This is a genomic window from Limnohabitans sp. T6-5 (assembly GCF_003063315.1).
Taxonomy (GTDB): domain Bacteria; phylum Pseudomonadota; class Gammaproteobacteria; order Burkholderiales; family Burkholderiaceae_C; genus Limnohabitans_A.
In genome coordinates this window covers 154,295-177,809 of the sequence record NZ_NERV01000001.1, presented here as the reverse complement: position 1 = coordinate 177,809, position 23,515 = coordinate 154,295, and the positions used below count along the sequence as shown (strand labels likewise).

The window sequence follows — 23,515 nt, the reverse complement described above, 5'->3', positions numbered from 1 at the left end:
CAAGACCTCAGTGTGTGGTGGCGCAGGTGTTCATCGTGCTGCACTGCAAGTCAGGCGCGCCAGGAGATAAGTCGCCAACAGGCTGGGCAAAGCTGATCCAAATTGCGGCGCCCAGGTGGCTGTTGCATGAAACACCACAACGCCCAATAGCCACAGCACAGCAGCGATCAGGTCCACCTTGGGCGACTGAGATGCGTCAGCTGTTTTCATCACAGTGGACCAGCGACCCAAGATCACGCCATAGAGCGGCACAAATACAGAACTCAGCATGAGCAAGAAGGGCTCCAGGCTGTGCATGGGCAAGACCAAGGCCAAGACCGTGCAAAACACCGCCAAAGCCATGCCCCAGCGACGCAGGGACCATGTGGACTTCAGACTGTTGGCTGAGACCGCACTTGAGTACACATCGCCATAGGCGTTGTCGAGTTCGTCCAGCAAAATCAAGCCGAGAGCGAGCAAGCCACCTTGTGCAAACAGCAAGGCCATCACCAAGTCGGTGCCGGGTTCAGATACGCTGGCGACCAAAAAGCCCAAGGCGTAGCACCACGCATTGGCGATGGCATAGCCCGTCCAAGTGCCTGCCAAGGTGCTGCGTCCGCTGCGGCCATGGCGAGCGAAGTCGGCGACCAATGGCAACCAAGACACAGGCATGGCCATGACCAAATCGATGGCTGAAAGCATGCCCATGCTGCCGTCACCAGGGCGAGCCATGAAGGCGGTCAACCCTTGGGTGCTGGCTACGCCGATGAAGTGCCAAGTCAGCCACAGGAGTGAGCCGATCACCAAAGGCAAACCAATCCGACTGACAAACTGCCGAACCAGCGTCAACATGGAGCCCATCATCAGCAAGGTGAGTACGCCGCCCCACAGCAAGGTGGGCCAGATGATGTTCAGTTGAACGCCGAAGGCGCGTTCGCCAATGGCGCTTGTGCCATCACGCATGACGACCAGTTCAAACGCAGTCCAGCCGATTAACTGCACGATATTGAGCACAACGGGCAGGCGGGCAAAGGCGCTGCCATAAACCCGGTGCATCAAGCCCGCACTGGACAGACCGCTGTCACATCCCAATTTGGCGGCGGCTGCCAGCAATGCTGAGCCGAGGATGGATCCAATCGCGATGGCCGTCAGTGCATCAAGTGTGCCCATTGCGGGCACCAGATACGCGCCCACTTGCATGACGAGCAGCCCCACACCGAGGCTGAACCACAGTGAGGCGTGAGAGAACCCGGTGAAGACGCGTGCGTCTTGACCCACGGGGGTGGGAGATGTGTTGTTGGTGTTTGCCATTGCTTGTCTCAAGTAAATGACAGTTCGGCAGACCTCAGCCATCATGTTTATATGAAAGGCGTGATTGGGGCCAGCTTCCCTGCGCGAGGATTACCTCAATCAGGTTCAAAGGGACTTTCTCAGTCGAAGACCTCACGGACTTCAACACCCCTAGCGAATGCACCGCAGGCTTGCGGTGCGAAAGGGATTTTAGGCGATGCCCAGCCGCTGGTGCAGCAACGTGGACGTTGTTGTGTACTGCAGCAGGGTCTTTTCTTCGGGGCGCAGCAGGACCACGGCACCAAAAGCGGCCAAGGTGGCTTCGTGGAAGCCACACAAAATCAACTTCTTTTTGCCGGGGTAGGTGTTGATGTCACCCACCGCAAAAATGCCAGCTTCCGAGGTGCCAAAGTTTTCGGTGTTGACCAACAGCTGCTTGCGTTCCATGGCCAGGCCCCATTGGGCCAAGGGGCCCAGCTTGGGCGACAGGCCCAGGCAGGTTTGCAGCACATCCAGGCTCAGCCACTCGGTGTCGCCTTGCGGGTTGAGCAGCTCCAGTGCCTCCAAGCGGCCAGCTTCTACGCGCAAGCCGGTGGGCTGACCTGCCACAAAGCGCATGCGGCTTGCCGCGCAAGCTTCGCGCATTTGCTTGATCAGTTCAGGCGATGCGGTGAATTGGTCACGCCGGTGTAACAAGCTCACGCTGGCGGCGGCTTGCGGGCCATGGATGGCGGCCAGACAGGTCTGCAAGGCCGTATCGCCGTCACCGGCCACCACCAGGTGCTGGCCAGCCCAATGTTCCGGATCTGGGTGCTCGGCAAAGACCTGGCTGCCTTCAAAGGCGCTCAGCCCCTCGAGCACCAGGCGACGTGCCACAAAAGCGCCGACGCCAGCGGCGATAAAAAGGGTCTGTGTGTGGAATATGCTGCCCGATGTGGTCTGCACCCGCAGGTGCTCATTTGGCAAGCGGTCAATGGTGCAGACTTGATGGCCCAGGTGCAGGGTGGGCTTGAACGGCGCGGTTTGTTGCTGCAGGCGCTCGACGAGTTCAATGCCGGTGCAATACGGGATGCCGGGGATGTCGTAAATCGGTTTGCCCGCGTACAGCTCGGCGCACTGGCCGCCCACATGGGGCAGGGCATCAATGACGTGGCAGTGGATGCCTTGCAACCCGAGCTGGAACACTTGAAACAGGCCTACTGGGCCTGCGCCAATGACCAGCGCTTCAGTGTCGATGGGGATGGTCATGAGGTGTGTTTCGGGGGCTTTAGAAAAAATGGCCGAATGAATTCGGCCACTGTACAAAAGCTCAAAGCTTTTAGCGAATCAGTTCGGACAACTTACCGCTTTTGTCTTTCCACTCGTCGGCCGTAGGCAAGGCTGCCTTACGCTTGGTGATGCTCTTCCAAGTGGGCAACAAGGCCAGCTCGGCGTTGATTTTGGTCATGTGCTGCTGGTCGGCCGGCAGGTCTTCTTCGGCATAGATGGCGTTGACGGGGCACTCGGGGATGCACACGGCGCAGTCGATGCATTCATCGGGGTCGATGGTCAGGAAGTTGGGGCCTTCGCGGAAGCAATCCACAGGGCAAACGTCCACACAGTCGGTGTATTTGCACTGGATACAGGATTCGGAAACAACGTGGGTCATGATGGACTCGAAAAATGAGGGCTGCGCTGTCAGATCAGCGCCAAACCGTGGATTTTAAAGGAGATCGTTGTGCAACTTGTGAGCCAGCCCCTGCTGGGCAAGGGGTTGAAGGTGAATCAACGACATCTACCCGTGCGGGTGAATTTGTCGGGGCTCAAGCCACTGACCTACCCAGCATCCGGCAGGTCGGCGGTTTCAGCCCCGACAAGGATCGTCAATTGACCAATACAGCCCCGGACGTTTTGTGGCTGGCCGTGTCCACCAGCACCAGCGCGCCCAAGATGCGCGACTGGGTAAAGGGCAGGGTAGCCAAAGGCTCCTGCAGGGCCAGGGTGACGTGGCCGATGGCGTTGGGGGCCAGCTCGGTGGCTTCCTCTTCGGCCAAGGTGTTCACGTTCAGGCGGTGCACCACGCGCTGCACCTTCACTTTGACCCAGCGGTGGCCGTGCAGCGCCCAGTACAGGCGACCGGCGACCAGGGGTTCGTCGTCCATCCAGGCCACGGTGGTGCTCAGCTGGCGCTGGCCTTCAGGTGCGCCTTCGGCTGCCAGCAGCCAGTCGCCACGCGACACGTCCACCTCGCGGTCGAGCACGATGCCTGCGCTGTGGCCTGCGGCCTTGCTTTGGGGCTGGCGGGTGGCCGACAGCACTTGCGAGACCACGGCGGTCTGGCCGCTGGGGAAGACCTTGACGGTCTGGCCCGGCTCGATGCTGCCCGTGGCCACGCGGCCCCAGAACACGCGGCGGCCCTGGGTGGTCACGCCGGAGTCGTGGAACTTTTCGACCCACTGCACGGGGAAGCTGAACGCCACATCGGTCTCAGCCGGGGTGACCGGCAGGTCTTCGAGGATGCTCAAAAGGCTGGGGCCGGAGTAGCCGCACCAGTCGGCTTGGTCGTTGTTTTCGGTGGTCACCACGTTCCAGCCCTTGAGGGCTGACACGGGCACCATGGCGGTCACTTGGATGCCCGCTTCTTGGGCGAACTTATTTAAAGCGCCTGCGATGTTTTTGTACGCGACGGAGGCATCGGCCACGGCGTCGAGTTTGTTGATGGCAAACACGATGGACGGCACGCGCAACATATTCACCAGCAGCGAGTGGCGGCGGGTCTGGGGCAGCAGTTGCAAGTCGGGGTTGCCCCAGTCGAGTTTGATGGCGTCGACCAGCACCACGGCGGCGTCGGCGCTGGATGCGGCGGTGACCATGTTGCGGGTGTACTGCTCGTGGCCGGGTGCGTCGCCAATGATGAACTTGCGCGCTTCGGTGTTGAAGTAGCGGTAAGCCACGTCGATGGTGATGCCTTGCTCACGCTCGGCGCTCAGGCCGTCGGTCAGCAGGGCCAGATCGGTTTCACCCGAGCGCTGCACGCCCGCCAGGTGGTCTTGCAGCACGGCCTTGGTGTCGACCAGCAGGCGGCCAATCAGCGTGCTCTTGCCGTCGTCGACTGAGCCGCAGGTGATGAATTTCAGGGCAGAAAAGTGTTTGTCGTTGTGCATGATTCGTCTTGTTTCGGTGTTCTGTAGGCGCGAGCCCTGCGCGCGAATTTGGTTGGCCATCACCTCTGATCCGGCCCGCCGGGGCGGCTTCTCGCAGGGTGCATTCGCGGCTTTAGAAATAGCCGTCTTTTTTGCGCTTCTCCATCGAAGCCTCGGACGTTTTGTCGTCCATGCGGGTCGCGCCGCGCTCGCTCACATCGGCAGCCAGCGTCTCGATCACGATTTGCTCGGGCGTGGCCGCGGTGCTCTCCACCGGGCAGGTGCAGGTGATGTCGCCCACGGTGCGAAAACGCACGTCGCGCACCACCACTTCTTCGCCGTCTTTGGGCGGTGTCAGCTCGGTCACCGGCACCAGCAGACCGCGGCGGTCCACCACCTCGCGCTTGTGGGTGTAGTAGATCGACGGCAGCGCGATGTTTTCTCGGGCGATGTATTGCCACACGTCCAGCTCGGTCCAGTTGCTGATCGGGAACACGCGAAAGTGCTCGCCCGGTTGCAGCTTGTGGTTGAACAGCGTCCACAGCTCGGGGCGCTGGGCCTTGGGCTGCCACTGGCCAAAGCTGTCGCGGTGCGAAAAGATGCGTTCTTTGGCGCGGGCCTTTTCTTCGTCGCGGCGGGCGCCGCCGATCAGCGCGTCAAAGCGGAACTCTTCAATCGCTTCGAGCAGCGTGACCGACTGGTGCACGTTGCGGCTCTCGCCCGGGTGGGCCAGGCGCACGGTGCCGCGCTTCATCGAATCTTCAACGCTGCGCACGATCAGCTCAGCGCCCAACTCTTGGGCGCGTGAATCGCGGAAGTCGGTCACTTCCTTGAAGTTGTGCCCGGTGTCGATCATCAGCAGCGGGTAGGGGATGCGGCCCGCGCCGAAGGCTTTTTCGGCGCACTTGAGCATGACCAGCGAGTCTTTGCCGCCCGAAAACAGCAGGGTGGGGCGCTCGAAAGCGGCGGCGACTTCGCGCAGGATGAAGATGGTTTCTTCTTCCAGCGCGTCCAGGTGTGCGTTGCTCAGGGTGTGCAGTTCGGTTTGTGTCATGGCGTTCATATGCGGTCTCAGGTTCGATGTGGGAGCGACGCCCTCGTCGCGATGGTTTTTGTGACCCTGCTGGGCAGCTTTCGCGACGGGGGCGTCGCTCCTACAGATACAGGAATCTCAGCGTTTAATTTTTGACGTGCAGGCCACATTCCTTGGCGGCTTCGTCCTCCCACCACCAGCGGCCTGCGCGGAACTCCTCGCCCAGGCTGATGGCGCGGGTGCAAGGGGCGCAGCCGATGCTGGGGAAGAACTGGTCGTGCAGCGGGTTGTAGTCCACCTGGTTCTCCGCGATGTAATGCCACACGTCACCCCAGGTCCATTGGGCCAGGGGGTTGAACTTGGACAGACCTTTGGACGCGACTTCGCTGTCGTCTTGCAGCGGCACTTCGGCGCGGGCCGTGGATTGCTCCTGACGCAAACCGGTGATCCAGGCGCGTTGGCCTTTCAGGGCGCGGGCCAGCGGCTCCATCTTGCGAATGCCGCAGCATTCCTTGCGCAGCTCCATCGTCTTGTAAATCGCGTCCTGACCTTTGTCGCGCACGAACTGGATCACCGACACCTGCACAGGGCGCAGCACGTTGATCGGGGCAAGCGAATGCGCCTGTGTGCGCTCCAGCAGGGCCAGGGTTTCGGTGTGCAGCGCGCCGGTCTCCAGCACAAACACCGGGATGTCCAGATGCAGGCTGTTGATCATGTGCGTGATCACCACGTCTTCGGCGCCCAGGCTGGAGGCTTGGGTCACTGGCGCAAATTCAGCGGTAGCGCGTTGCAGCAGCGCCTGAGTCTCGGCCAGCTTGGCGGCAAAGTCGAGGCTGGCCTTGGCGTGCAGCTCTGTGGCTTTGGTCGGGGCGTTGCGGGAAGAAATCAAGGAAGAGGTCATGGTCTTGTGTTGTAGGAGCCAGCCTGCTGGCGATCAAGCCGGAGGGGGTCTGCGCGCCATCGCTTGCAGGCAAGCTCCTGCAGGGTTTGTGTCAGGCGGCTTTGGCAAAGTGCGGTTGCGTCTCCACCGCCGAGCCTTGGTAGAACCCGGCAAAGCGCTCAAATTGGCGTTGCGCCGCCGAAGCGTCCACGCCTTCGCGCAGCACGGCCACGTCAAAGCCGGTGCGCTGCATCTGCACCAGCTGGTCGATCAGCACGTCGCCGGTGGCGCGCAACTCGCCTGCAAAGCCCAGGCGGCGGCGCAGCAAGAAGGCCTGGCTGTAAGCGCGGCCATCGGTGAATTTGGGGAACTGCAGGTCGATGCGTGTCACGCCACTCAGGTCGAGTGTGCGCGGGTCGGCGTCGTTGGGCAGCGTGATGATGGCTGGTGATTCAACGGTCTGGTGTTCTTGGGCGGTGATGATTTTCATGGTCGTATTTCTTTTGTAGGAGCGGCGCCCTCGCCGCGATTTGCAATTCATTGCCGTGAGGGCGCAACTCCTGGGGATTGCTGTGCAATTTGCAGGAGCCCCGACCTTGGGGCGATGTTGGGTGGTTTGCGCGGCTTGATCGCGACGAGGGCGTCGCTCCTACAGATGGGTTTCAGGCGGTGGTTACCTCGGCGGGGTGGCGGGCGGCGTTGGCTGCTGCCTTGAACGGGTCTTGGCCGACGCGGCGCAGGGTGTCGATGAAGGCTTCGGCCTTGTGGCCTTGGCTGGTGCGCAGGGCTTTGTAGGTGTCCAAAATCGCCTCGATCACGTCCGGCACTTCGAACGACGAGAAGGAAGGGCCGACCACTTTGCCCGCCACCGTGGGGCCTGACAGTTCTTTGCCGTCCGAGCCGCCCAGCGTGACCTGGTACCACTCCTTGCCGTCTTTGTCCACGCCCAAAATGCCGATGTGGCCCGAGTGGTGGTGGCCACAAGAGTTGATGCAGCCGCTGATGTGAAAGTCGATGTGGCCCAAGTCGTTCAGCTCGTCCAGGTCTTGATAGCGTTCGGTGATGGCGGCGGCCAAGGGCAGCGAGCGGGCATTGGCCAGTGCGCAGTAGTCGCCGCCGGGGCAGGCGATCATGTCGGTCAGCAAACCGATGTTGGGCTGGGCCAGGCCGAGGGCCTTGGCTTCGAGCCACAGGGCGTGTAGCTGGTCCAGGCGCACCCAAGGCAGCACCAGGTTTTGGGTGTGCGTCACGCGGGCTTCGCCTGCGGAATATTGGGCGACCAGCGCAGCGGCAGCGTCCAGCTGGTCGGCGGTGGCGTCTCCGGGGGCCTGGCCCACACGCTTGAACGACAGGCTCACGGCGCGCAAGGCGGGGTTTTGGTGGGGCTTGACGTTTTGCGCGATCCAGCGGGCAAAGGCGGGCGTTTTGGCCGCTTCGATGCTGACATCGGCTTCGGCCTTGGCGGCCCACGACGCATCGTTTGGCAGGTTCAACGCGGGCGCGGCAAAGCAGGTGGCCACGCGGTCGAACTCGGCTTGCGGGATGGTGTGCAGGCCGCCGTCCTTGACCAGAATGTCCTGGTATTCGGCTTCGACTTCGTCAAAGTAGCGCTGGCCTTCGGCTTTGACCAAAATCTTGATGCGCGCCTTGTACAGGTTGTCACGGCGGCCCCAGCGGTTGTACACGCGGATCACGGCTTCGAGGTAATTCATGATCTGGTTCCAGGGCAGGAACTCGCGAATCTGCGAGCCCACCACCGGGGTGCGGCCCATGCCACCACCCACCAGCACCTTGAAGCCCACTTCGCCTGATGCGTTCTTGACCATCTTCAGGCCCACGTCGTGCCAGCCAATGGCGGCGCGGTCTTCTTGGGCACCCGTGATGGCGATCTTGAATTTGCGGGGCAAAAACGCGAACTCGGGGTGCAGCGTGCTCCACTGGCGAATCAGCTCGGCGTAGGGGCGTGGGTCGACCACTTCGTCCACGGCCACACCGGCCAGCTCGTCGGTGGTGGTGTTGCGGATGCAGTTGCCGCTGGTCTGGATGCCGTGCAGGTTCACGCTGGCCAAAAGGTCCATCACGTCGGCCGATTTGGACAGGGGAATCCAGTTGAACTGCACGTTTTGGCGGGTGGTGAAGTGGCCGTAATTGGTGGTCAGCTTGGGGGCCAAGCCTGCGATTTTGTCTTGTGTGGCCTGGGCTTCGGCCAGCAGGGCGGCGTCGGGCGTGTCGTAGTCGCGAGCGATTTGGGCCAGCACTTTGAGCTGAGGGGCCGAGATTTCGCCGTAAGGCACGGCCACGCGCAGCATGGGCGCGTAGCGCTGCACGTACCAGCCGTTTTGCAGGCGCAGGGGTTTGAACTCGTCGCCTGACAGTTGGCCTGCCTGAAAGCGCTCGAGCTGGTCGCGGTGCTGTGCGGCGCGGGCGCGCACGAACTGTTTGTCAAATTCGGTGTATTGGTACATGGGAATAACTCAGATCAAAACCAGTTTGGTGCCAGCCCAGGCCAGCAAGACGGAAAGCAGGGAGCGGATCACCCTGTCGGGTGTGTGGTGGGTCAGGCGTGAGCCCAGCCAGATGCCGGGCAGCGAGCCCGCCAGCAGCTTGGCCAGCAAAGGCCAGTCCACCGAGCCGAGTGATGCATGACCCAGGCCTGCGACCAGGGTCAAGGGCACGGCATAAGCAATGTCGGCCGCCACGATGCGTGGCAGCGGGAGCAATGGATACAGCACCATCAGCACCGTCACGCCAATGGCGCCTGCGCCCACCGAGGTGAGTGTGACCAGCGTGCCGATCAGGGCGCCAAACAGCAGCGGCAGGCTCCAGTGACGGGGTGTGGTGGCGCGGGCTTCGTCTTCTTGGGCCAATTGGCGGGGCACCTGTTTGCCGCGCACGGCCTTATAGAGCATGGCGGCTGCGGTCAGCAGCAGCGCCACGCCCAAGGTGGTGGTCATCAACGCTTGCACCTTGGGGTCGGCAGGACCGACCCAGCGCAAAAAGCCCAAGGTCACCAAGCAAGCCGGAATACTGCCCGCACTGAGCAAGCCCACCACGCGCCAGGGCACGATGCGCTGGCGCGCAAAGCTCACGGTACCGCCCAGCTTGGTGAAGGCGGCAAACAACAAGTCGGTGCCGACCGCCATGTAAGGCTTGACGCCAAAGAAAAAGATCAGCAGCGGCGTCATCAAGGAGCCGCCACCCACCCCCGTCAAGCCCACGATGGTGCCCACGAAGAAACCTGCAAAGACATAAGCCAAATCAACCATGGGGGCGACTTTAAGGCGTCTTTATGCCTAAACAAACGATTTTTTAGTTGTGCATATATTCTGGGTGCTTATAAAGAGGTTCCGGGGTATTGAATAGGGGCAGAACTGCGATGGCTTGTTCCAGACCTTATGCATGCATACGGGGGATCGAAGATCTCGACCATCGCAGAGGAAAACCTCAGGATTCAGTTGGTCGCCAGCAAGTTGATGCGAGCGCATGCGCCATCACGGCTCAATCGCATCACTTGCGCTCGCAAGGGCGCGTGGTCCAGTGACCAGTCGCTCAGCACCTGCCTTTGGGCATGCCCCAGAGGATGGTCGGCAGGCTGGTGGGTGTGGCCGTGGATGAGTTTGTCTGCTTGGGCATGTGCCAACCAGGCCAGGCTCATGGCCTGATCCGCGTCTGCAAAGCTCATGCCTTGGTGTTTTTGGGATTCGCTCAGCTGCCGCAAACTGCGTGCAAATTCCATGCGCTCTGTCAGGGGCTTGGCCAGAAAGGCTTGTTGCCATTGCGGGTTGCGTGCCTGCAACCTGAAGGCCTGGTAAGCCTTGTCTTCCAGGCACAAGGCATCGCCATGGGTCAGCAAAATGCGCTGGCTGCCCAGCGACAGCACGGTCGGGTCGGTCAGCGCCTGCACGCCGCAGGCCGACAAAAATTCAGGCCCCACCAAAAAATCGCGGTTGCCCGGCATGAAGCCCACATGCATGCGCCGGGAGGCCATTGCAAGTACTTCGCCGCAGCGCTGCAAGAACGGGTCGAGCGGCACGGCATCGTCCCCCACCCAGACCTCAAACAGGTCCCCCAAAATCAGCACCGATTGGGCGGGGGTGCTGACCATGAAGTGCTGCCAGGCCTCAAAAGTGGCCGGATCGCTGGCTTGCAGGTGCAAGTCAGAGATCAGGTCCACGGTGTGCCAGGCCGCAGGGGTCTGCAACTCGCCCAAAACGGGGGCGTCAAAGGCTTGCACAGGCGTCATGGCGGTGAGCAGGCAGCGTCAGACTGGGATCAGAGGGCGACAGCCTTTTCGATGACCACATCTTCTTTGGGCACGTCACCATGGCCGCCACGGTTGCCGGTTTTCACGCCCTTGATCTGGTCCACCACCTCGGTGCCACTGACCACTTTGCCGAACACGGCATAGCCCCAGCCTTGCATGGAGGGGGCGGTGTGGTTCAGGAAACCGTTGTCGGCCACATTGATGAAAAACTGTGCGGTAGCAGAGTGGGGGGCCGAAGTGCGGGCCATGGCCACGGTGTACTCGTTGTTCTTCAAGCCATTGTTGGCTTCGTTTTCGATGGCAGCATCGGTGGGCTTTTGGCTCATGCCGGGCTCGAAACCGCCGCCTTGGACCATGAAGCCGGGGATCACACGGTGAAAAATCGTGTTGTTGTAATGGCCTTTGTTCACATACGACAGAAAGTTTTCTGTGGACTTGGGGGCTTTTTCGGCGTCGAGTTCGAGGGTGATGACGCCGTAGCCGGTGATGTGCAGTTCTACTTGTGGATTGCTCATGGTTTTACTTCAACAAAGTGATGGATTGGATGAGGATGGCTGTCTTGGGGACATCCGAGGGAAAGGGGCCGCCTGCGCCGGTGGGCGTATTGCGGATTTTTTGGACCACGTCCATGCCGGACGTGACTTTGCCAAAAACGGTGTAGCCGTACAACTGGGCCGCGCCCAGCAGCTGGGCGCGGGCTACGTTTTCATAAACACGGCCCTGGTATTCAAATTTGGCCACCGGATCGCCATCGGGGATGGGGGTGGGGTCCAGAAAGGCGTTGTCCACCACATTGATGAAAAACTGCGACGAGGCTGAGTGTGGATCGCCTGTGCGGGCCATGGCCAGGGTGCCGGTGGTGTTCTTCAGGCCAGCGGCCAGCGCTTTGCGCCCTTCATGTTCAATGGGCGCACGCGTGGGTTTTTGCTGGTATTTGGGGTCGTAGCCGCCGCCTTGCACCATGAAGCTGGAGATCACTCGGTGAAAGATGGTGCCGTCGTAGTGCTTGTCTTTCACATATTGCAAAAAGTTGGCCACGGTGCGTGGGGCCTTGTCGGCGTAAAGCTCGGCTTCGATGTCGCCCACCGAAGTGCTGATGCGCACTTTGCTGACGCCGCCGGTCTCGGCTTGAGTGCTCAGAGGGGCCATCAGGGTCAAAGGCACGGCCAAGGCCAAAGTGGCCAAAAATTGGATGCGGTTCATGGTTTTTGTGATGCTGGCTGTAGGAACGCCCCTCAAGGCGTGGTGTTTTTGAGCATCTGATCCAGCGTCAAATGCTTGTTTTGAACGCGTGTTTGGGCGGGACCCGCTTTCAAGGCCTTGGCATAAGCCTCGCGTGCCAGCGCCGCATGCACATCGCCCAGGTTTTCGAGCGCGATGGCGTAATCCGGTCGGGCCTGGATGGCCGCTTCCAAAGCCGTCAGGGCTTCGGCGTAGCGGTTTTGCCGCACCAGCAAAGCGGCCAAGTTGTTGTGCGGTTCGGGCAATTCCGGGAAGTTCTGGGTCAAGGCTTGCAGCGTGTCCAGGGCCGCGTCGGTCTGGCCTTGGCCATCTTGAATCCGGCTGAGCAACAGGCGCATTTGGGGGTCTGTGGGGGCCGTTTTCAGGCGCAATTGCACCTGCTCCAGGGCCTGGGGCCAGTTGCCCGCCTGAATCAGCCGGTTCACATCGGTGTACATGTCGGCCCGAGCGAGTGTTGCCAGCGAGAGCAAGACACAGGACAGGATGAGCGAAGGGATCAGGCGCATGCAGGGGAAGTCGGGGTCAGGATCGGGAAAGTGAGCCGCAAAGGGCCTCAAGTCGCCCGTCGGGGATATACTGGAAGGTCATTGTAGCGGAGGGCTGAATGCCCCCGCGCGCCTCAACGGGATGTGCCCTTCCATCTGCGGCACCGTCCACTTGAGATCGGTTTTTGAGCCCCATTCCCTGTGTTTTTCTGCCCGAGCGGCCTATTGGCCGCCGTGGTGGTTTTTGTACCCCGAACCTTGTTTTGACATGAGTCTGCGCATTTTCAACACACTGACCCGCAGTGTTTCCGAGTTTTCGCCTGCCGATCCAGGTCATGTGCGCATGTACGTTTGCGGCATGACAGTTTATGACCTGTGCCATTTGGGCCATGCCCGCTCGATGATCGCGTTTGACGTGGTGCAGCGCTGGCTCAAGGCCAGCGGCTTGAAGGTGACTTATGTGCGCAACATCACCGATATCGACGACAAGATCATCAAACGGGCCCTGGACAATGGCGAAACCATCCGCAGCCTGACCGACCGCATGATTGATGCGCTGCATCAGGACGCCGACGCTTTGGGCATTGAGCGCCCCCAATTTGAGCCCCGCGCCACCGACTACGTGCCCCAGATGCTGGGCATGATCCACACCCTGGAGCAAAAAGGCCTGGCCTACCGCGCAGGCAATGGCGATGTGAACTACGCCGTGCGCAAATTTCCGGGATACGGCAAGTTGTCGGGCAAGTCGCTGGACGAGTTGAATGCGGGCGAGCGCGTGGCGGTCAACAACGAAGCAGGTGGCAAACACGACCCGTTGGACTTTGTGCTGTGGAAGAGCGCCAAGCCCACCGAGCCCGATGATTGCAAGTGGGACAGCGAATTTGGCACAGGCCGTCCAGGCTGGCACATCGAATGCTCGGCCATGAGCTGCCAGCTGTTGGGTGAGACCTTTGACATCCACGGCGGCGGCGCAGATTTGCAGTTTCCGCACCATGAAAACGAAATCGCGCAAAGCGAAGGCGCGACGGGTCAAGCTTTTGCGCGCTTTTGGATGCACAACGGCTTCATCAATGTGGACAACGAAAAGATGTCCAAAAGCCTGGGCAACTTCTTCACCATCCGCGATGTGCTCAAAGAATTTGACGCCGAAACCGTGCGCTTTTTCGTGGTGCGCAGCCATTATCGCAGTCCACTCAATTACAGCGATGTGCATTTGAACGACGCCAAGGGTGCGCTCAAACGCCTGTACACCGCCTTGCAGGCTGTGCCGCCTGCCCAGGTGCAGATCGACTGGAACGAGCCGATGGCCGCCCGTTTCAAGGCCGCCATGGACGAAGACTTTGGCACGCCCGAAGCGGTGTCCGTGCTGTTTGAGCTGGCCAGCGAGGTTAACCGCAGCGGCTCGGCCGAACGTGCCGGCTTGCTCAAAGCGCTGGGGGGGGTGATGGGCTTGCTGCAAACCGACCCCACCACCTATCTGCAGGCCGGTGCGGGACTGGACGAGTCCGCCATTCAAGCCCAAATTCTGGCCCGCGCTGAGGCCAAGAAAGCCAAGAACTTTGCCGAGGCTGACCGCATTCGCAATGACTTGCTGGCGCAGGGCATCGTGCTCAAGGATTCCGCAAGCGGCACCACCTGGGAGGCCGCACAGTGAGTGCTGTTGCCACTGCTGTGACGCCGGTCACGCCCGCCTATTGGGCGCAAGCGTGTACCCACTTGGCCAAAAAAGACCGGGTCATGAAAAAACTCATTCCCCAGTTTGGCAACGCCATTTTGGAGACGCGTGGCGATGCTTTTGTCACGCTGGCACGCTCCATCGTGGGCCAGCAGATTTCCGTCAAGGCCGCGCAGTCGGTCTGGGACCGGTTTTCTGCCCTGTCCAAGCAATTGACGCCTGCGGGCGTGCTCAAGCTCAAGGTGGACGACATGCGCGCGGCCGGTTTGTCGGCACGCAAAGTCGAGTACCTGGTGGATCTGGCCGTGCACTTCAGCTCGGGCACGGTACATGTCAAAAATTGGCAAGAAATGGACGACGAGTCCATCATCGACGAACTGGTAGCCATCCGTGGCATTGGCCGCTGGACGGCCGAGATGTTTCTGATCTTTCACCTGATGCGTCCGAATGTGCTGCCACTCGACGATGTGGGCCTGATCAATGGCATCAGCCAGAGCTATTTTTCGGGTGAACCGGTCAGCCGCAGCGATGCCCGTGAAGTCGCGCAGGCCTGGAGTCCCTATTGCACCGTGGCAACTTGGTATATTTGGCGCTCGCTGGACCCCGTGCCGGTGGCGTATTGAACCTGGGGCACCTGTCCCTGAGATGATTAACTGAGGAGTAAAACTTGGCCAAAAGAACATTTCTCGACTTCGAGCAACCCGTTGCCGAACTCGAAGCCAAGATCGAAGAGCTGCGCTACGTGCAAAGCGAATCGGCGGTGGACATCACCCTTGAAATCGACCAGCTGAGCAAGAAAAGCCAGCAACTGACCAAAGACATCTACAGCGACCTGACCCCTTGGCAGGTCACCAAAATCTCGCGACACCCCGAGCGTCCCTACACGCTGGACTACATCAATGGCATCTTCACCGACTTTGTCGAGATGCATGGCGACCGTCACTTTGCCGATGATTTGTCCATCGTGGGCGGCTTGGCCCGCTTCAATGGCAGTCCTTGCATGGTGTTGGGGCAGCAAAAAGGCCGTGATACCAAAGAGCGCGCCTTGCGCAACTTCGGCATGAGCAAGCCCGAGGGCTACCGCAAAGCCTTGCGCCTCATGAAGACGGCCGAAAAATTCAAATTGCCGGTGTTCACTTTTGTGGACACGCCGGGCGCCTACCCCGGCATCGACGCCGAAGAGCGTGGCCAGTCCGAAGCCATTGGCCGCAACATCTTCGAGATGGCCCAGCTGGAGGTGCCCATCATCACCACCATCATCGGTGAAGGCGGCTCGGGCGGTGCCTTGGCCATTTCGGTGGCCGACCAGGTGCTGATGTTGCAGTACTCGGTTTATTCGGTGATCAGCCCGGAAGGTTGCGCCTCGATCCTGTGGAAGACCAGCGAGAAGGCCGAAATGGCTGCCGAAGCGTTGGGCATCACAGCGCACCGTCTCAAAGCGCTCAACCTCGTGGACAAGATCGTCAACGAACCTGTGGGCGGCGCCCACCGTGACCCTGAGCAAATGGTGTCTTTCCTCAAGCGTGCCCTGGGCGACGCCTGGCGGCAGGTGTCCGACCTCAAGCCCAAGGAGCTGCTGGAGCGCCGCTATGAGCGCCTGAACAGCTACGGTCGATTCACCGACACCAAAGCCGGCAAATAAATCCGGCGCAAGCCGAGCTGATCGGCTGATCCAATGGCTCAAACCCTCGAACAGGCCCTGGCTGATTTCAGCCCGGGCCTTCCTTTTGCCGTTGCCTTCAGTGGCGGTGCCGATTCAACCGCCTTGCTCTTGGCCTGCGCCCAGCGTTGGCCGGGGCAGGTGAGGGCGGTGCACATCCACCATGGCTTGCAAGATGAGGCCGATGACTTTGAGCGCCATTGCCAGGACCTGTGTCAAGCCTTGAACGTGCCGTTGGCCGTGCGCCGTGTGCAGGCCGGGCATGCCCCAGGCCAAAGCCCCGAAGATGCCGCCCGCAAAGCCCGCTACCAGGCCTTGGCCGAAGCGGTGCAAACCGAATGGCCAGAGGTGCATGACATTGCCTTGGCCCAACATGCCGATGACCAGGTCGAGACTTTGCTGATCGCCTTGTCGCGTGGTGCAGGCTTGCCAGGCTTGGCCAGCATGCCCGCACACTGGCAACGTCTGGGTTTATCCTGGCACCGACCATTATTGGGTGTGGCTGGCGCTGCCTTGAGAGAAGGGCTCAAAGCGCAAGGACAAAGCTGGATCGAAGACCCCACCAACGTTGAAGAACGCTACACGCGCAACCGGATTCGTGCCCACATTTTGCCCGCCTTGGCCCAAACCCTGCCTGCCTTTCGCGACACCTTTGCCCGCAGCGCCGCCCATGCCGCGCAAGCCCAAGAGGTCTTGAATGAAGTGGCCGCGCAGGACTTGGCGCACACAGGAGTGCCGCCGCGCATCCTGGCCTTGCAGCAACTGAGCCGAGCCCGCCAGGCGCTGGTGCTGCGCCATTGGTTGCTGCATCACCACGCCACCACGCCCAGCGCAGCGCAATTGAATGAATTGCTCGATCAGGTCGCCGCGTGCCTCACCCGGGGGCATCGTCTGCACTTGAAGGTGGGGCAGGGCTTTGTGCGACGCGAGGGCGCCAGCTTGGCATGGCACCCCGCCTGACGGCTGAACGCCTGTCCAAGCCATTTGCCCGATTGGTACAATCGACAGGCTTTGCGGGGATCATCTCCACTTCAACCGTTGGCAGTGCTGGCTTTTAAAGCGTGCACCCGCTTTCATCTTCTATTCATAAACGACACATGGCTTTGATCGTTCACAAATACGGCGGCACCTCGATGGGCTCGACCGAGCGCATCCGCAATGTCGCCAAGCGCGTGGCCAAATGGGCGCGCGCTGGCCACCAGATCGTGGTGGTTCCCAGCGCCATGAGCGGTGAAACCAACCGCTTGCTGGGCCTGGCCAAAGAACTGGCCCCCGCCAAACCCGGCGATGCCTACAGCCGCGAACTCGACATGCTGGCCTCCACCGGCGAGCAAGCTTCTTCGGCCTTGCTGGCCATCGCTCTGCAATCCGAAGGCCAGCCTTCGGTCAGCTATGCAGGCTGGCAAGTGCCCATCAAGACCAACAGCGCTTTCACCAAAGCCCGCATCGAATCGATTGACGATGTGCGCGTGCGCGGTGACTTGAACGCTGGCAAGGTCGTGATCATCACCGGTTTCCAGGGTGTGGACGAGCAGGGCAACATCACCACGCTCGGCCGTGGCGGCTCCGACACCTCGGCCGTGGCCGTGGCGGCAGCGCTCAAGGCCGACGAATGCCTGATCTACACCGATGTGGATGGCGTGTACACCACCGACCCTCGCGTCGTGCCCGAAGCACGTCGCTTGCAGACTGTGAGCTTTGAAGAGATGCTCGAGATGGCATCGCTGGGCTCCAAGGTTTTGCAAATCCGCTCGGTCGAATTTGCCGGCAAATACAAAGTGCCCATGCGCGTGCTCTCCAGCTTCACGCCCTGGGACATCGACATCAACGAAGAAGCCGCATCCGGCACCCTGATCACTTTTGAGGAAGACGAACAAATGGAACAAGCCGTCGTTTCCGGCATCGCTTTCAACCGCGACGAAGCCAAAATCTCTGTGCTGGGCGTGCCCGACAAGCCAGGCATTGCTTACCAAATTTTGGGTGCAGTGGCCGATGCCAACATCGAAGTGGACATGATCATCCAGAACCTGAGCAAAGACGGCAAGACCGACTTCAGCTTCACCGTGCACCGCAACGACTACGCCAAGACCATCGACCTGCTCAAGGACAAAGTCCTGCCAGCACTGGGTGCCGCAGAAGTTTCTGGCGATGCCAAGATCTGCAAAGTGTCCATCGTCGGCATCGGCATGCGCAGCCATGTGGGCGTGGCCAGCAAGATGTTCCGCAGCTTGAGCGAAGAGGGCATCAACATCCAGATGATTTCCACATCCGAGATCAAAACCTCGGTGGTCATCGACGAAAAATACATGGAATTGGCCGTGCGTGCATTGCACAAAGCCTTCGATTTGGACCAAGCTTGAGCTATAATTTATCCTGCTGGAAACGTGACCGAGTGGCCGAAGGTGCTCCCCTGCTAAGGGAGTATGGGGTGTAGAGCCTCATCGAGGGTTCGAATCCCTCCGTTTCCGCCAAACATACCCCGCTGAATGTCATTGTTCAGCGGGGTTTTTTGTTTGTGAACAAAAACAAAAGCTTAGATCACTTTGTTGGTCGTTATTGGCACAGGAAAAAGACGTCTTCTGTGGTGTGTGTGGGCTATTGCCAAGGGTTCTTTACAGCATGGCACGCGGATCGACCCATTCATCAAACTGTGCGGGCGTGACCGCACCCAGCTGAAGTGCGGCCTCGCGAAGCGTGGTGCCTTCTTGTTGCGCCAGCTTGGCAATTTGTGCAGCCCGGTCATAGCCAATATGGGGGCTCAGTGCCGTGACCAACATCAGTGACCGCTCCAGGTTATGGGCCAGTTGTGGCAGGTTTGCTTTCAGGCCTGCCAGGCAATGCAGTCGAAAGCTGTGCATGGCATCACCCAGTAGCCGGATGCTGTCCAGCACATTCATGGCAATCAAGGGCTTGTAGACATTCAGCTCAAGTTGTCCCTGGCTTGCGGCAATTCCGATTGCCACGTCATGTCCCATGACTTGTGCACAGACCATGCACAGTGCTTCGATCTGCGTGGGGTTGACCTTGCCGGGCATGATGGAGCTGCCTGCTTCGTTTTGCGGCAGCAGCAACTCGCCGAGGCCAGCGCGCGGGCCGCTGCCCATGAGGCGGATGTCGTTGCCGATTTTGTTCAATGCGATCGCCAGCATGCGCAAGCTGGCATGCAGAGCCACCAATGCCTCATGCCCCGCCATGGCGGCAAACAAGTTGTTGGACTGACGCAGGGGTAAGTCCAGTTGCGTGACCAGCAGGCTGGCCACTCGGCTGCCAAATTCGGGATGGGTATTGAGGCCTGTGCCCACCGCGGTGCCGCCGATGGCCAGACCAGCCACCGCTTCCAATGCATGGTGAACGCTGTCCTGACACAGGGCCAGTTGCGCTGCATAGCCACTGAATTCCTGGCCCAGGGTGATGGGCGTGGCGTCCTGCAAATGGGTACGGCCGACCTTAGCCAGGTCCTTGAATGCCATGGCTTTTTCCAGTATCGACTCATACAGTGCATGCAGTTCTGGCGAGAGCCTGCCAAGGGTTTGCTGCAGTGCGGCGATGTTCATTGCTGTGGGAAATACATCGTTGCTTGACTGACCCAGGTTGACGTCGTCGTTGGCATGCACGAGCACACCAGCTTGCTTGGCGAGCGTGGCAATGACTTCATTGAGATTCATATGGCTTTGCGTGCCGGATCCGGTTTGCCACACGGAGAGAGGGAAGGCGTCATCAAACTCTGCAGCGGCAATGCGTCGTGCGGCCGCAGCAATGGCCAATGCCTTGGTCTCATCGAGCAGGCCCAGCTGCCAGTTGACTGTTGCCGCCGCTGCCTTGATGTGCGCCATGGCGTGGATGATTTCCAGGGGCATGCGCTGCGTGCCGATGGCGAAAAAGTGCAGACTGCGGGCTGTGTGCACGCCCCACAGCGCATCAGCTGGAATCTCCAAAGATCCAAAGCTGTCGGTTTCGGTCCGTGTCGCATTCATGCGTCTTGCTGGCGCTCCAGTTCCTCGGCTTGTTCTGGATCGTCATGGCGCTCTGCAAAGTCCTGCTCATCGCACCCAACAGACGCTTGTCCGGGGAGTCCGGTATCGGGTGTCAGTGTTCCAGTGACCGGCTGAGGGTCATGACGTTGAGTTTGCATGATCCCATTGGCGCATTGCTGGACTTGCTCGTCTGTGTGCTGTCAAACGGTGTCGTTCTAGGCATTGTTGCAAAGTAAGCTTTTATTTTTGCGAGGCCAAGATGTCCACACAGTTCAACACCACGGAAGTTCAGGTTCTTCGCCGTGAAGCGCGCGAGCATTTGGATCAGGGGGCCGTCACATCCAACTACGAAGCTGATCGGGGTGAGTTGCTTGAACAACTCAATCAGGCCTTGGCCACAGAGTTGGTCTGTGTGCTGCGTTATCGTCGTCATTATTTCATGGCCAATGGCATCAACTCACGCGCGGTAGCTGAAGAATTTTTGACCCACTCCAATGAGGAGCTGGCGCACGCTGATATTTTGGCTGCCCGCATTGTGCAGCTGGGTGGGGAGCCAGACTTCACACCTGACACCCTCCAAAGACGCAGTCATGCCGAATATTTCGCCGGTACAAATCTGGAGGACATGATTCGCGAAAACCTGGTGGCCGAACGCATTGCCATCCAAAGTTACCGAGAGACCATACAAAACATTGGTGACAAAGATTCAACCACCAGCGATTTGCTCAAACGCATCTTGGCGGTAGAAGAGGAGCACGCCGAAGACTTGGCGAGTCTACTCAGTGGCATGCAGCACGCCTGAATCTGCTGTAAAGGACATATCCATGAACACCATCTGCATTGCCGTCATTGTCGGCAGTTTGCGTCGTGATTCTCTGAACCGAAAACTGGCAGAGGCACTTTTCAAGTTGGCGCCATCAGACTTCAGCTTCAGTTCAGTCAAAATTGATGACCTGCCTCTTTACAACCAGGATGACGATGACCACCAAGCTGCCGCAGTGTTGCGCGTGAAGTCGCAGATTCAGTCGGCGCAAGGCTTGCTGTTTGTCACACCTGAGTACAACCGCTCCATACCAGGCGTTTTGAAAAATGTCATTGACCACGCCTCGCGTCCTTATGGGCAGAGCGTCTGGGGCGGCAAGCCAGCAGGTGTATTGGGCGCCTCCGTGGGGACCATAGGTACGGCGTTGGCCCAACAACACTTACGCAATATCTTGGCCTATCTCGATGTATCAACCATGGGTCAACCTGAAGCCTTTATTCACGCCAAAGAAGGCTTCTTTGATGCTGAAGGTCACATCGGTGCTGCCAGTTTGGCCTTTGCGCAGAAATGGATGGACCACTATGTGACTTGGGTGCGTATGCATGTCACCCCCTCTCCCACAGAAGTCAGCTGAGCCAAGCTTGCCTGATCGCCAACACGACTCAGTGACTACAAGTGCAATTTTGGGCAGCACTATTGCCCACGTCGGAACAGAGGATCCTCCATGGAACTGATTGAAAAAAGTATGAAAACCCTCTTTGAACAGTTGGGGGAAGCCAGTGATGACGCCAGTATTGACCGCTTCATCGCCAAGCATGGTCTCTTGGATGGAAGCACTCATCTACACGAAGCCCCATTCTGGACAGCGTCACAGGCCAGCTTTTTACGCGAAGCGTTGGTGCTTGATGCAGCTTGGGCGCCAGTGGTGGATGAACTCAATGCAAGGCTGCACCACTCACCTGACGTCACCAACACCTAAAGTCAAAAATTTTCAGACGTGAGGCTTGAGATTCATCAGGGGGGTGATCCTTGGTCAAATTTAAGACTTCATGAGGAAATCGTTTTTTGCTTGCCATTTATCGTGAGATCGGCAAGAGCTTCTCACTTTAAATCGCTTCAGCCAAGGGCTTGGACGTCATATCACCATCGCTGCCAACCCGCCGGGAATTGATCCTCGCACAGACGCAGTGCGCACTATTTTCAGCTCAATGAATTTCAAACAGGCTTGGGCACAGACAACTCCAAACAGACTGTCGAACACTGCGCCAACAAATGCCAAGACCCATGTGCATTGGGACAAGAGTGATATCTAAAAATATTCTTTGATCAATATTTTGTATTTTTTCCGTCGGAAGTTTTTTCTAAGCGGATACCAGAGTAAGCAGAGCAAATGAAGCACAGAAAAAAATTTTCAGCGGCCAAACAAATATCAGCCACGACCCTTTTGTCCTTGCACTGCATTTGGGCGCATGCGCAAATTGGACCCCCTGCCGTCAACAATCTATCGACGGAGCAAGAGCGGCGCGCACAAGAACGAACCACGCAACAAAGGCTGGAGCAGGAAAAAACGGTTGATGTGAGGCTGACTGCTCCGGCATCGTCACCACAGGCGTTGTTGCCGACCGATGAAAGTCCCTGCTTCATCATTCAGCGCATCACCCTTGACGCAGGCCTCGATGCTTATCCAAAGGGCATGATCGATGCGGCGAAGACATTGGCCGACGGCACGCCAGACGACCCGGTGGGGCGTTGCATCGGCGCCAAAGGCATCCAGCTGATCATTGACCGACTCCAAAACCAATTGATCGCCCAAGGCTTTGTGACCAGCCGCGTGCTGGCCAGCCCGCAAAACCTGCAAACCGGCACATTGGCGCTTCAATTGGTCTATGGCAAGGTCAATAGCATCCAGTGGCAAGCCCCACAAAACGGCGCACAACACCGGGCAACCCAATGGAATACGGTCCCCATACGACAAGGTGACATTCTCAATTTACGAGACATCGAGCAAGCGTTAGAGAATTTCAAGCGTGTTCCAACAGCCGAAGCTGACATACAAATTGCACCTGCTTCAGAGCCCGGCTACAGCGATATTCGTATTCAACACAGCCAGCCCTTCCCGTTTCGCCTCAACATCACAGCCGACGACAGCGGCTTGCCGAGCACTGGCAAATACCAAGGCAGCGCAACCCTCAGCTACGACAACTGGTGGACCCTGAGTGATTTGTTTTACGTCACCTTGAACCGTGATCTCGGAGGTTCGGAGCCTGGCGCCCGAGGCACCAAGGGATACACCGTGCATTACTCATTGCCGTTCGGTTACTGGCTTTTCTCAGCCACCCAAAGCTACAACCGTTATCGCCAGACCGTTGCAGGCGCTCAACAAGATTACCTGTACAGCGGAACCAGTCGAAACACCGAGGTCAAACTGTCTCGCCTCATTCACCGCGACGCGGTCGGAAAAACCACAATCGCTGTCAAAGGATTTCAGCGTCAATCCAACAACTTCATTGACGACACTGAAGTCCAGGTTCAGCGACGTGTTGTGGGTGGTTTTGAATGGAGCTTGGGCCACAAGCGTTTCATAGGTCAAGGCAGTGCAGAAGGCAGCTTGAGCTACCGACATGGCACAGGCGACTGGGGTTCATTGCCCGCGCCGGAAGAAGCTTTTGGTGAAGGCACCTCGCGCATGCGGCTGTGGCTGGTAGAAGGCAATTTGCAGCAGCCACTCATGCTGGGCGCGAGAGCTTGGAATTACAACGGTCAGCTGCGCGCTCAATACAACAACACCCCCCTCACCCCGCAAGACCGCATGGCCATTGGCGGTCGATTCAGCGTGCGCGGGTTTGATGGTTTGAGCGTGCTCAGCGCTGAGCGCGGTTGGGTGCTGCGCAACGAAATGGTCACCCCCCTTGTCCCAGGTCATCAGTTTTATCTGGGCATCGATCACGGACAAGTCGGTGGTGCAACGGCTGACAAATTGGTCGGTACACGGCTAACGGGCGCAGTGCTGGGTTTGCGTGGGCAACTCCACAAACTCCAATACGACGCTTTCATTGGCCAACCCCTGTCAAAACCTGAGCAGTTCAAAACGGCTTCTTATACGGCGGGGTTCACTGCCAGCCTGAGTTTTTGACAAGCATCGGTGATG

At 59.2% G+C, this 23,515-nt stretch carries 24 protein-coding genes, 1 tRNA gene and 1 riboswitch; of the genes, 10 read left to right on the top strand and 15 right to left on the bottom strand.

Annotated features, from left to right (window positions below):
• Positions 1 to 30: 30 nt before the first annotated feature.
• The 13 genes from B9Z51_RS00580 to B9Z51_RS00520 all read right to left on the bottom strand — a co-directional run bounded on the left by B9Z51_RS00580 (position 31) and on the right by B9Z51_RS00520 (position 12,316).
• Positions 31 to 1,290, bottom strand: a complete 1,260-nt coding sequence (locus B9Z51_RS00580; RefSeq protein WP_108370936.1) for a cytosine permease — start codon at positions 1,288 to 1,290, stop codon at positions 31 to 33.
• A 59-nt stretch (positions 1,291 to 1,349) separates the two neighbouring features.
• A riboswitch (TPP riboswitch) is annotated at positions 1,350 to 1,452 on the bottom strand.
• A gap of 27 nt (positions 1,453 to 1,479) precedes the next feature.
• A complete protein-coding gene (locus B9Z51_RS00575; protein WP_108370935.1) occupies positions 1,480 to 2,517 on the bottom strand; it encodes an NAD(P)/FAD-dependent oxidoreductase in 1,038 nt (345 codons plus the stop codon).
• Between the two features lie 70 nt (positions 2,518 to 2,587).
• Positions 2,588 to 2,917: a ferredoxin FdxA gene (gene fdxA, locus B9Z51_RS00570; protein ID WP_108370933.1), complete on the bottom strand. Its 330-nt coding sequence runs from the start codon at positions 2,915 to 2,917 to the stop codon at positions 2,588 to 2,590.
• A 214-nt stretch (positions 2,918 to 3,131) separates the two neighbouring features.
• Entirely contained in the window at positions 3,132 to 4,412 is a 1,281-nt protein-coding gene (locus B9Z51_RS00565) for a sulfate adenylyltransferase subunit 1 (RefSeq protein WP_108372570.1), read from the bottom strand.
• A 112-nt stretch (positions 4,413 to 4,524) separates the two neighbouring features.
• On the bottom strand, positions 4,525 to 5,454 hold the full coding sequence (gene cysD, locus B9Z51_RS00560; protein ID WP_108370931.1) for a sulfate adenylyltransferase subunit CysD: 930 nt from the start codon (positions 5,452 to 5,454) through the stop codon (positions 4,525 to 4,527).
• A gap of 115 nt (positions 5,455 to 5,569) precedes the next feature.
• Positions 5,570 to 6,325, bottom strand: a complete 756-nt coding sequence (locus tag B9Z51_RS00555) for a phosphoadenylyl-sulfate reductase (protein WP_108370929.1) — start codon at positions 6,323 to 6,325, stop codon at positions 5,570 to 5,572.
• 91 nt (positions 6,326 to 6,416) lie between these two features.
• The gene (locus tag B9Z51_RS00550) at positions 6,417 to 6,794 is read right to left on the bottom strand and encodes a DUF934 domain-containing protein (protein WP_108370927.1); all 378 of its coding nucleotides are present in this window, start codon (positions 6,792 to 6,794) and stop codon (positions 6,417 to 6,419) included.
• A gap of 172 nt (positions 6,795 to 6,966) precedes the next feature.
• Positions 6,967 to 8,769, bottom strand: coding sequence for a nitrite/sulfite reductase (locus tag B9Z51_RS00545; RefSeq protein WP_108370925.1), 1,803 nt, complete (start codon positions 8,767 to 8,769; stop codon positions 6,967 to 6,969).
• A gap of 9 nt (positions 8,770 to 8,778) precedes the next feature.
• Positions 8,779 to 9,570 carry a sulfite exporter TauE/SafE family protein gene (locus tag B9Z51_RS00540; protein ID WP_108370923.1) on the bottom strand — a complete coding sequence of 264 codons (792 nt, stop codon included), beginning with the start codon at positions 9,568 to 9,570 and terminating at the stop codon, positions 8,779 to 8,781.
• Positions 9,571 to 9,755: 185 nt separating this feature from the next.
• Positions 9,756 to 10,547 (bottom strand): UDP-2,3-diacylglucosamine diphosphatase, encoded by a 792-nt coding sequence (locus B9Z51_RS00535; RefSeq protein WP_108370921.1) that lies wholly within the window; start codon positions 10,545 to 10,547, stop codon positions 9,756 to 9,758.
• A gap of 29 nt (positions 10,548 to 10,576) precedes the next feature.
• Positions 10,577 to 11,083, bottom strand: a complete 507-nt coding sequence (locus tag B9Z51_RS00530) for a peptidylprolyl isomerase (RefSeq protein ID WP_108370919.1) — start codon at positions 11,081 to 11,083, stop codon at positions 10,577 to 10,579.
• 4 nt (positions 11,084 to 11,087) lie between these two features.
• Positions 11,088 to 11,771: a peptidylprolyl isomerase gene (locus tag B9Z51_RS00525; RefSeq protein ID WP_108370917.1), complete on the bottom strand. Its 684-nt coding sequence runs from the start codon at positions 11,769 to 11,771 to the stop codon at positions 11,088 to 11,090.
• A gap of 32 nt (positions 11,772 to 11,803) precedes the next feature.
• Positions 11,804 to 12,316 carry a tetratricopeptide repeat protein gene (locus B9Z51_RS00520; protein WP_108370915.1) on the bottom strand — a complete coding sequence of 171 codons (513 nt, stop codon included), beginning with the start codon at positions 12,314 to 12,316 and terminating at the stop codon, positions 11,804 to 11,806.
• A gap of 247 nt (positions 12,317 to 12,563) precedes the next feature.
• Here B9Z51_RS00520 and cysS point away from each other — a divergent pair, with 247 nt between their 5' ends.
• The 6 genes from cysS (at position 12,564) to B9Z51_RS00490 (ending at position 18,101) form a co-directional block, all read left to right on the top strand.
• On the top strand, positions 12,564 to 13,949 hold the full coding sequence (gene cysS, locus B9Z51_RS00515) for a cysteine--tRNA ligase (protein WP_108370913.1): 1,386 nt from the start codon (positions 12,564 to 12,566) through the stop codon (positions 13,947 to 13,949).
• Positions 13,931 to 14,593, top strand: a complete 663-nt coding sequence (locus tag B9Z51_RS00510; protein WP_369958645.1) for a DNA-3-methyladenine glycosylase — start codon at positions 13,931 to 13,933, stop codon at positions 14,591 to 14,593. The genes cysS and B9Z51_RS00510 overlap by 19 nt, the downstream gene beginning before the upstream one ends.
• Before the next feature lie 44 nt (positions 14,594 to 14,637).
• Positions 14,638 to 15,612: an acetyl-CoA carboxylase carboxyltransferase subunit alpha gene (locus B9Z51_RS00505; protein ID WP_108370909.1), complete on the top strand. Its 975-nt coding sequence runs from the start codon at positions 14,638 to 14,640 to the stop codon at positions 15,610 to 15,612.
• 33 nt (positions 15,613 to 15,645) lie between these two features.
• The gene (gene tilS / locus B9Z51_RS00500; RefSeq protein WP_108370907.1) at positions 15,646 to 16,590 is read left to right on the top strand and encodes a tRNA lysidine(34) synthetase TilS; all 945 of its coding nucleotides are present in this window, start codon (positions 15,646 to 15,648) and stop codon (positions 16,588 to 16,590) included.
• Positions 16,591 to 16,727: 137 nt separating this feature from the next.
• On the top strand, positions 16,728 to 17,990 hold the full coding sequence (locus B9Z51_RS00495; protein ID WP_108370905.1) for an aspartate kinase: 1,263 nt from the start codon (positions 16,728 to 16,730) through the stop codon (positions 17,988 to 17,990).
• 18 nt (positions 17,991 to 18,008) lie between these two features.
• Positions 18,009 to 18,101: transfer RNA gene (locus B9Z51_RS00490), tRNA-Ser, on the top strand.
• Positions 18,102 to 18,242: 141 nt separating this feature from the next.
• Here B9Z51_RS00490 and B9Z51_RS00485 read toward each other — a convergent pair.
• Both B9Z51_RS00485 and B9Z51_RS18330 read right to left on the bottom strand, forming a co-directional pair.
• Positions 18,243 to 19,604 carry a lyase family protein gene (locus B9Z51_RS00485; RefSeq protein WP_108370903.1) on the bottom strand — a complete coding sequence of 454 codons (1,362 nt, stop codon included), beginning with the start codon at positions 19,602 to 19,604 and terminating at the stop codon, positions 18,243 to 18,245.
• The gene (locus B9Z51_RS18330) at positions 19,601 to 19,762 is read right to left on the bottom strand and encodes a hypothetical protein (protein ID WP_158272794.1); all 162 of its coding nucleotides are present in this window, start codon (positions 19,760 to 19,762) and stop codon (positions 19,601 to 19,603) included. Before B9Z51_RS18330 ends, B9Z51_RS00485 begins: the two co-directional genes overlap by 4 nt.
• A gap of 101 nt (positions 19,763 to 19,863) precedes the next feature.
• Between B9Z51_RS18330 and B9Z51_RS00475 the strand changes: the two genes are divergently transcribed.
• From B9Z51_RS00475 to B9Z51_RS00460, 4 genes are all read left to right on the top strand, one after another.
• Positions 19,864 to 20,406, top strand: coding sequence for a bacterioferritin (locus B9Z51_RS00475; RefSeq protein ID WP_108370899.1), 543 nt, complete (start codon positions 19,864 to 19,866; stop codon positions 20,404 to 20,406).
• A 22-nt stretch (positions 20,407 to 20,428) separates the two neighbouring features.
• The gene (locus B9Z51_RS00470) at positions 20,429 to 21,001 is read left to right on the top strand and encodes an NADPH-dependent FMN reductase (protein WP_108370898.1); all 573 of its coding nucleotides are present in this window, start codon (positions 20,429 to 20,431) and stop codon (positions 20,999 to 21,001) included.
• Between the two features lie 90 nt (positions 21,002 to 21,091).
• A complete protein-coding gene (locus tag B9Z51_RS00465) occupies positions 21,092 to 21,346 on the top strand; it encodes a DUF2789 domain-containing protein (protein WP_108370896.1) in 255 nt (84 codons plus the stop codon).
• 714 nt (positions 21,347 to 22,060) lie between these two features.
• Positions 22,061 to 23,500: a ShlB/FhaC/HecB family hemolysin secretion/activation protein gene (locus B9Z51_RS00460; RefSeq protein ID WP_233254768.1), complete on the top strand. Its 1,440-nt coding sequence runs from the start codon at positions 22,061 to 22,063 to the stop codon at positions 23,498 to 23,500.
• Positions 23,501 to 23,515 lie beyond the last annotated feature (15 nt).

Bases quoted from the DNA above. Each gene is read 5' to 3' on its own strand.
- B9Z51_RS00580 (WP_108370936.1), bottom strand. From the start codon at position 1,290: ATGGCAAACACCAACAACACATCTCCCACCCCCGTGGGTCAAGACGCA.
- B9Z51_RS00575 (WP_108370935.1), bottom strand. From the start codon at position 2,517: ATGACCATCCCCATCGACACTGAAGCGCTGGTCATTGGCGCAGGCCCA.
- fdxA (WP_108370933.1), bottom strand. From the start codon at position 2,917: ATGACCCACGTTGTTTCCGAATCCTGTATCCAGTGCAAATACACCGAC.
- B9Z51_RS00565 (WP_108372570.1), bottom strand. From the start codon at position 4,412: ATGCACAACGACAAACACTTTTCTGCCCTGAAATTCATCACCTGCGGC.
- cysD (WP_108370931.1), bottom strand. From the start codon at position 5,454: ATGAACGCCATGACACAAACCGAACTGCACACCCTGAGCAACGCACAC.
- B9Z51_RS00555 (WP_108370929.1), bottom strand. From the start codon at position 6,325: ATGACCTCTTCCTTGATTTCTTCCCGCAACGCCCCGACCAAAGCCACA.
- B9Z51_RS00550 (WP_108370927.1), bottom strand. From the start codon at position 6,794: ATGAAAATCATCACCGCCCAAGAACACCAGACCGTTGAATCACCAGCC.
- B9Z51_RS00545 (WP_108370925.1), bottom strand. From the start codon at position 8,769: ATGTACCAATACACCGAATTTGACAAACAGTTCGTGCGCGCCCGCGCC.
- B9Z51_RS00540 (WP_108370923.1), bottom strand. From the start codon at position 9,570: ATGGTTGATTTGGCTTATGTCTTTGCAGGTTTCTTCGTGGGCACCATC.
- B9Z51_RS00535 (WP_108370921.1), bottom strand. From the start codon at position 10,547: ATGACGCCTGTGCAAGCCTTTGACGCCCCCGTTTTGGGCGAGTTGCAG.
- B9Z51_RS00530 (WP_108370919.1), bottom strand. From the start codon at position 11,083: ATGAGCAATCCACAAGTAGAACTGCACATCACCGGCTACGGCGTCATC.
- B9Z51_RS00525 (WP_108370917.1), bottom strand. From the start codon at position 11,771: ATGAACCGCATCCAATTTTTGGCCACTTTGGCCTTGGCCGTGCCTTTG.
- B9Z51_RS00520 (WP_108370915.1), bottom strand. From the start codon at position 12,316: ATGCGCCTGATCCCTTCGCTCATCCTGTCCTGTGTCTTGCTCTCGCTG.
- cysS (WP_108370913.1), top strand. From the start codon at position 12,564: ATGAGTCTGCGCATTTTCAACACACTGACCCGCAGTGTTTCCGAGTTT.
- tilS (WP_108370907.1), top strand. From the start codon at position 15,646: ATGGCTCAAACCCTCGAACAGGCCCTGGCTGATTTCAGCCCGGGCCTT.
- B9Z51_RS00495 (WP_108370905.1), top strand. From the start codon at position 16,728: ATGGCTTTGATCGTTCACAAATACGGCGGCACCTCGATGGGCTCGACC.
- B9Z51_RS00485 (WP_108370903.1), bottom strand. From the start codon at position 19,604: ATGAATGCGACACGGACCGAAACCGACAGCTTTGGATCTTTGGAGATT.
- B9Z51_RS18330 (WP_158272794.1), bottom strand. From the start codon at position 19,762: ATGCAAACTCAACGTCATGACCCTCAGCCGGTCACTGGAACACTGACA.
- B9Z51_RS00475 (WP_108370899.1), top strand. From the start codon at position 19,864: ATGTCCACACAGTTCAACACCACGGAAGTTCAGGTTCTTCGCCGTGAA.
- B9Z51_RS00470 (WP_108370898.1), top strand. From the start codon at position 20,429: ATGAACACCATCTGCATTGCCGTCATTGTCGGCAGTTTGCGTCGTGAT.
- B9Z51_RS00465 (WP_108370896.1), top strand. From the start codon at position 21,092: ATGGAACTGATTGAAAAAAGTATGAAAACCCTCTTTGAACAGTTGGGG.
- B9Z51_RS00460 (WP_233254768.1), top strand. From the start codon at position 22,061: ATGATCGATGCGGCGAAGACATTGGCCGACGGCACGCCAGACGACCCG.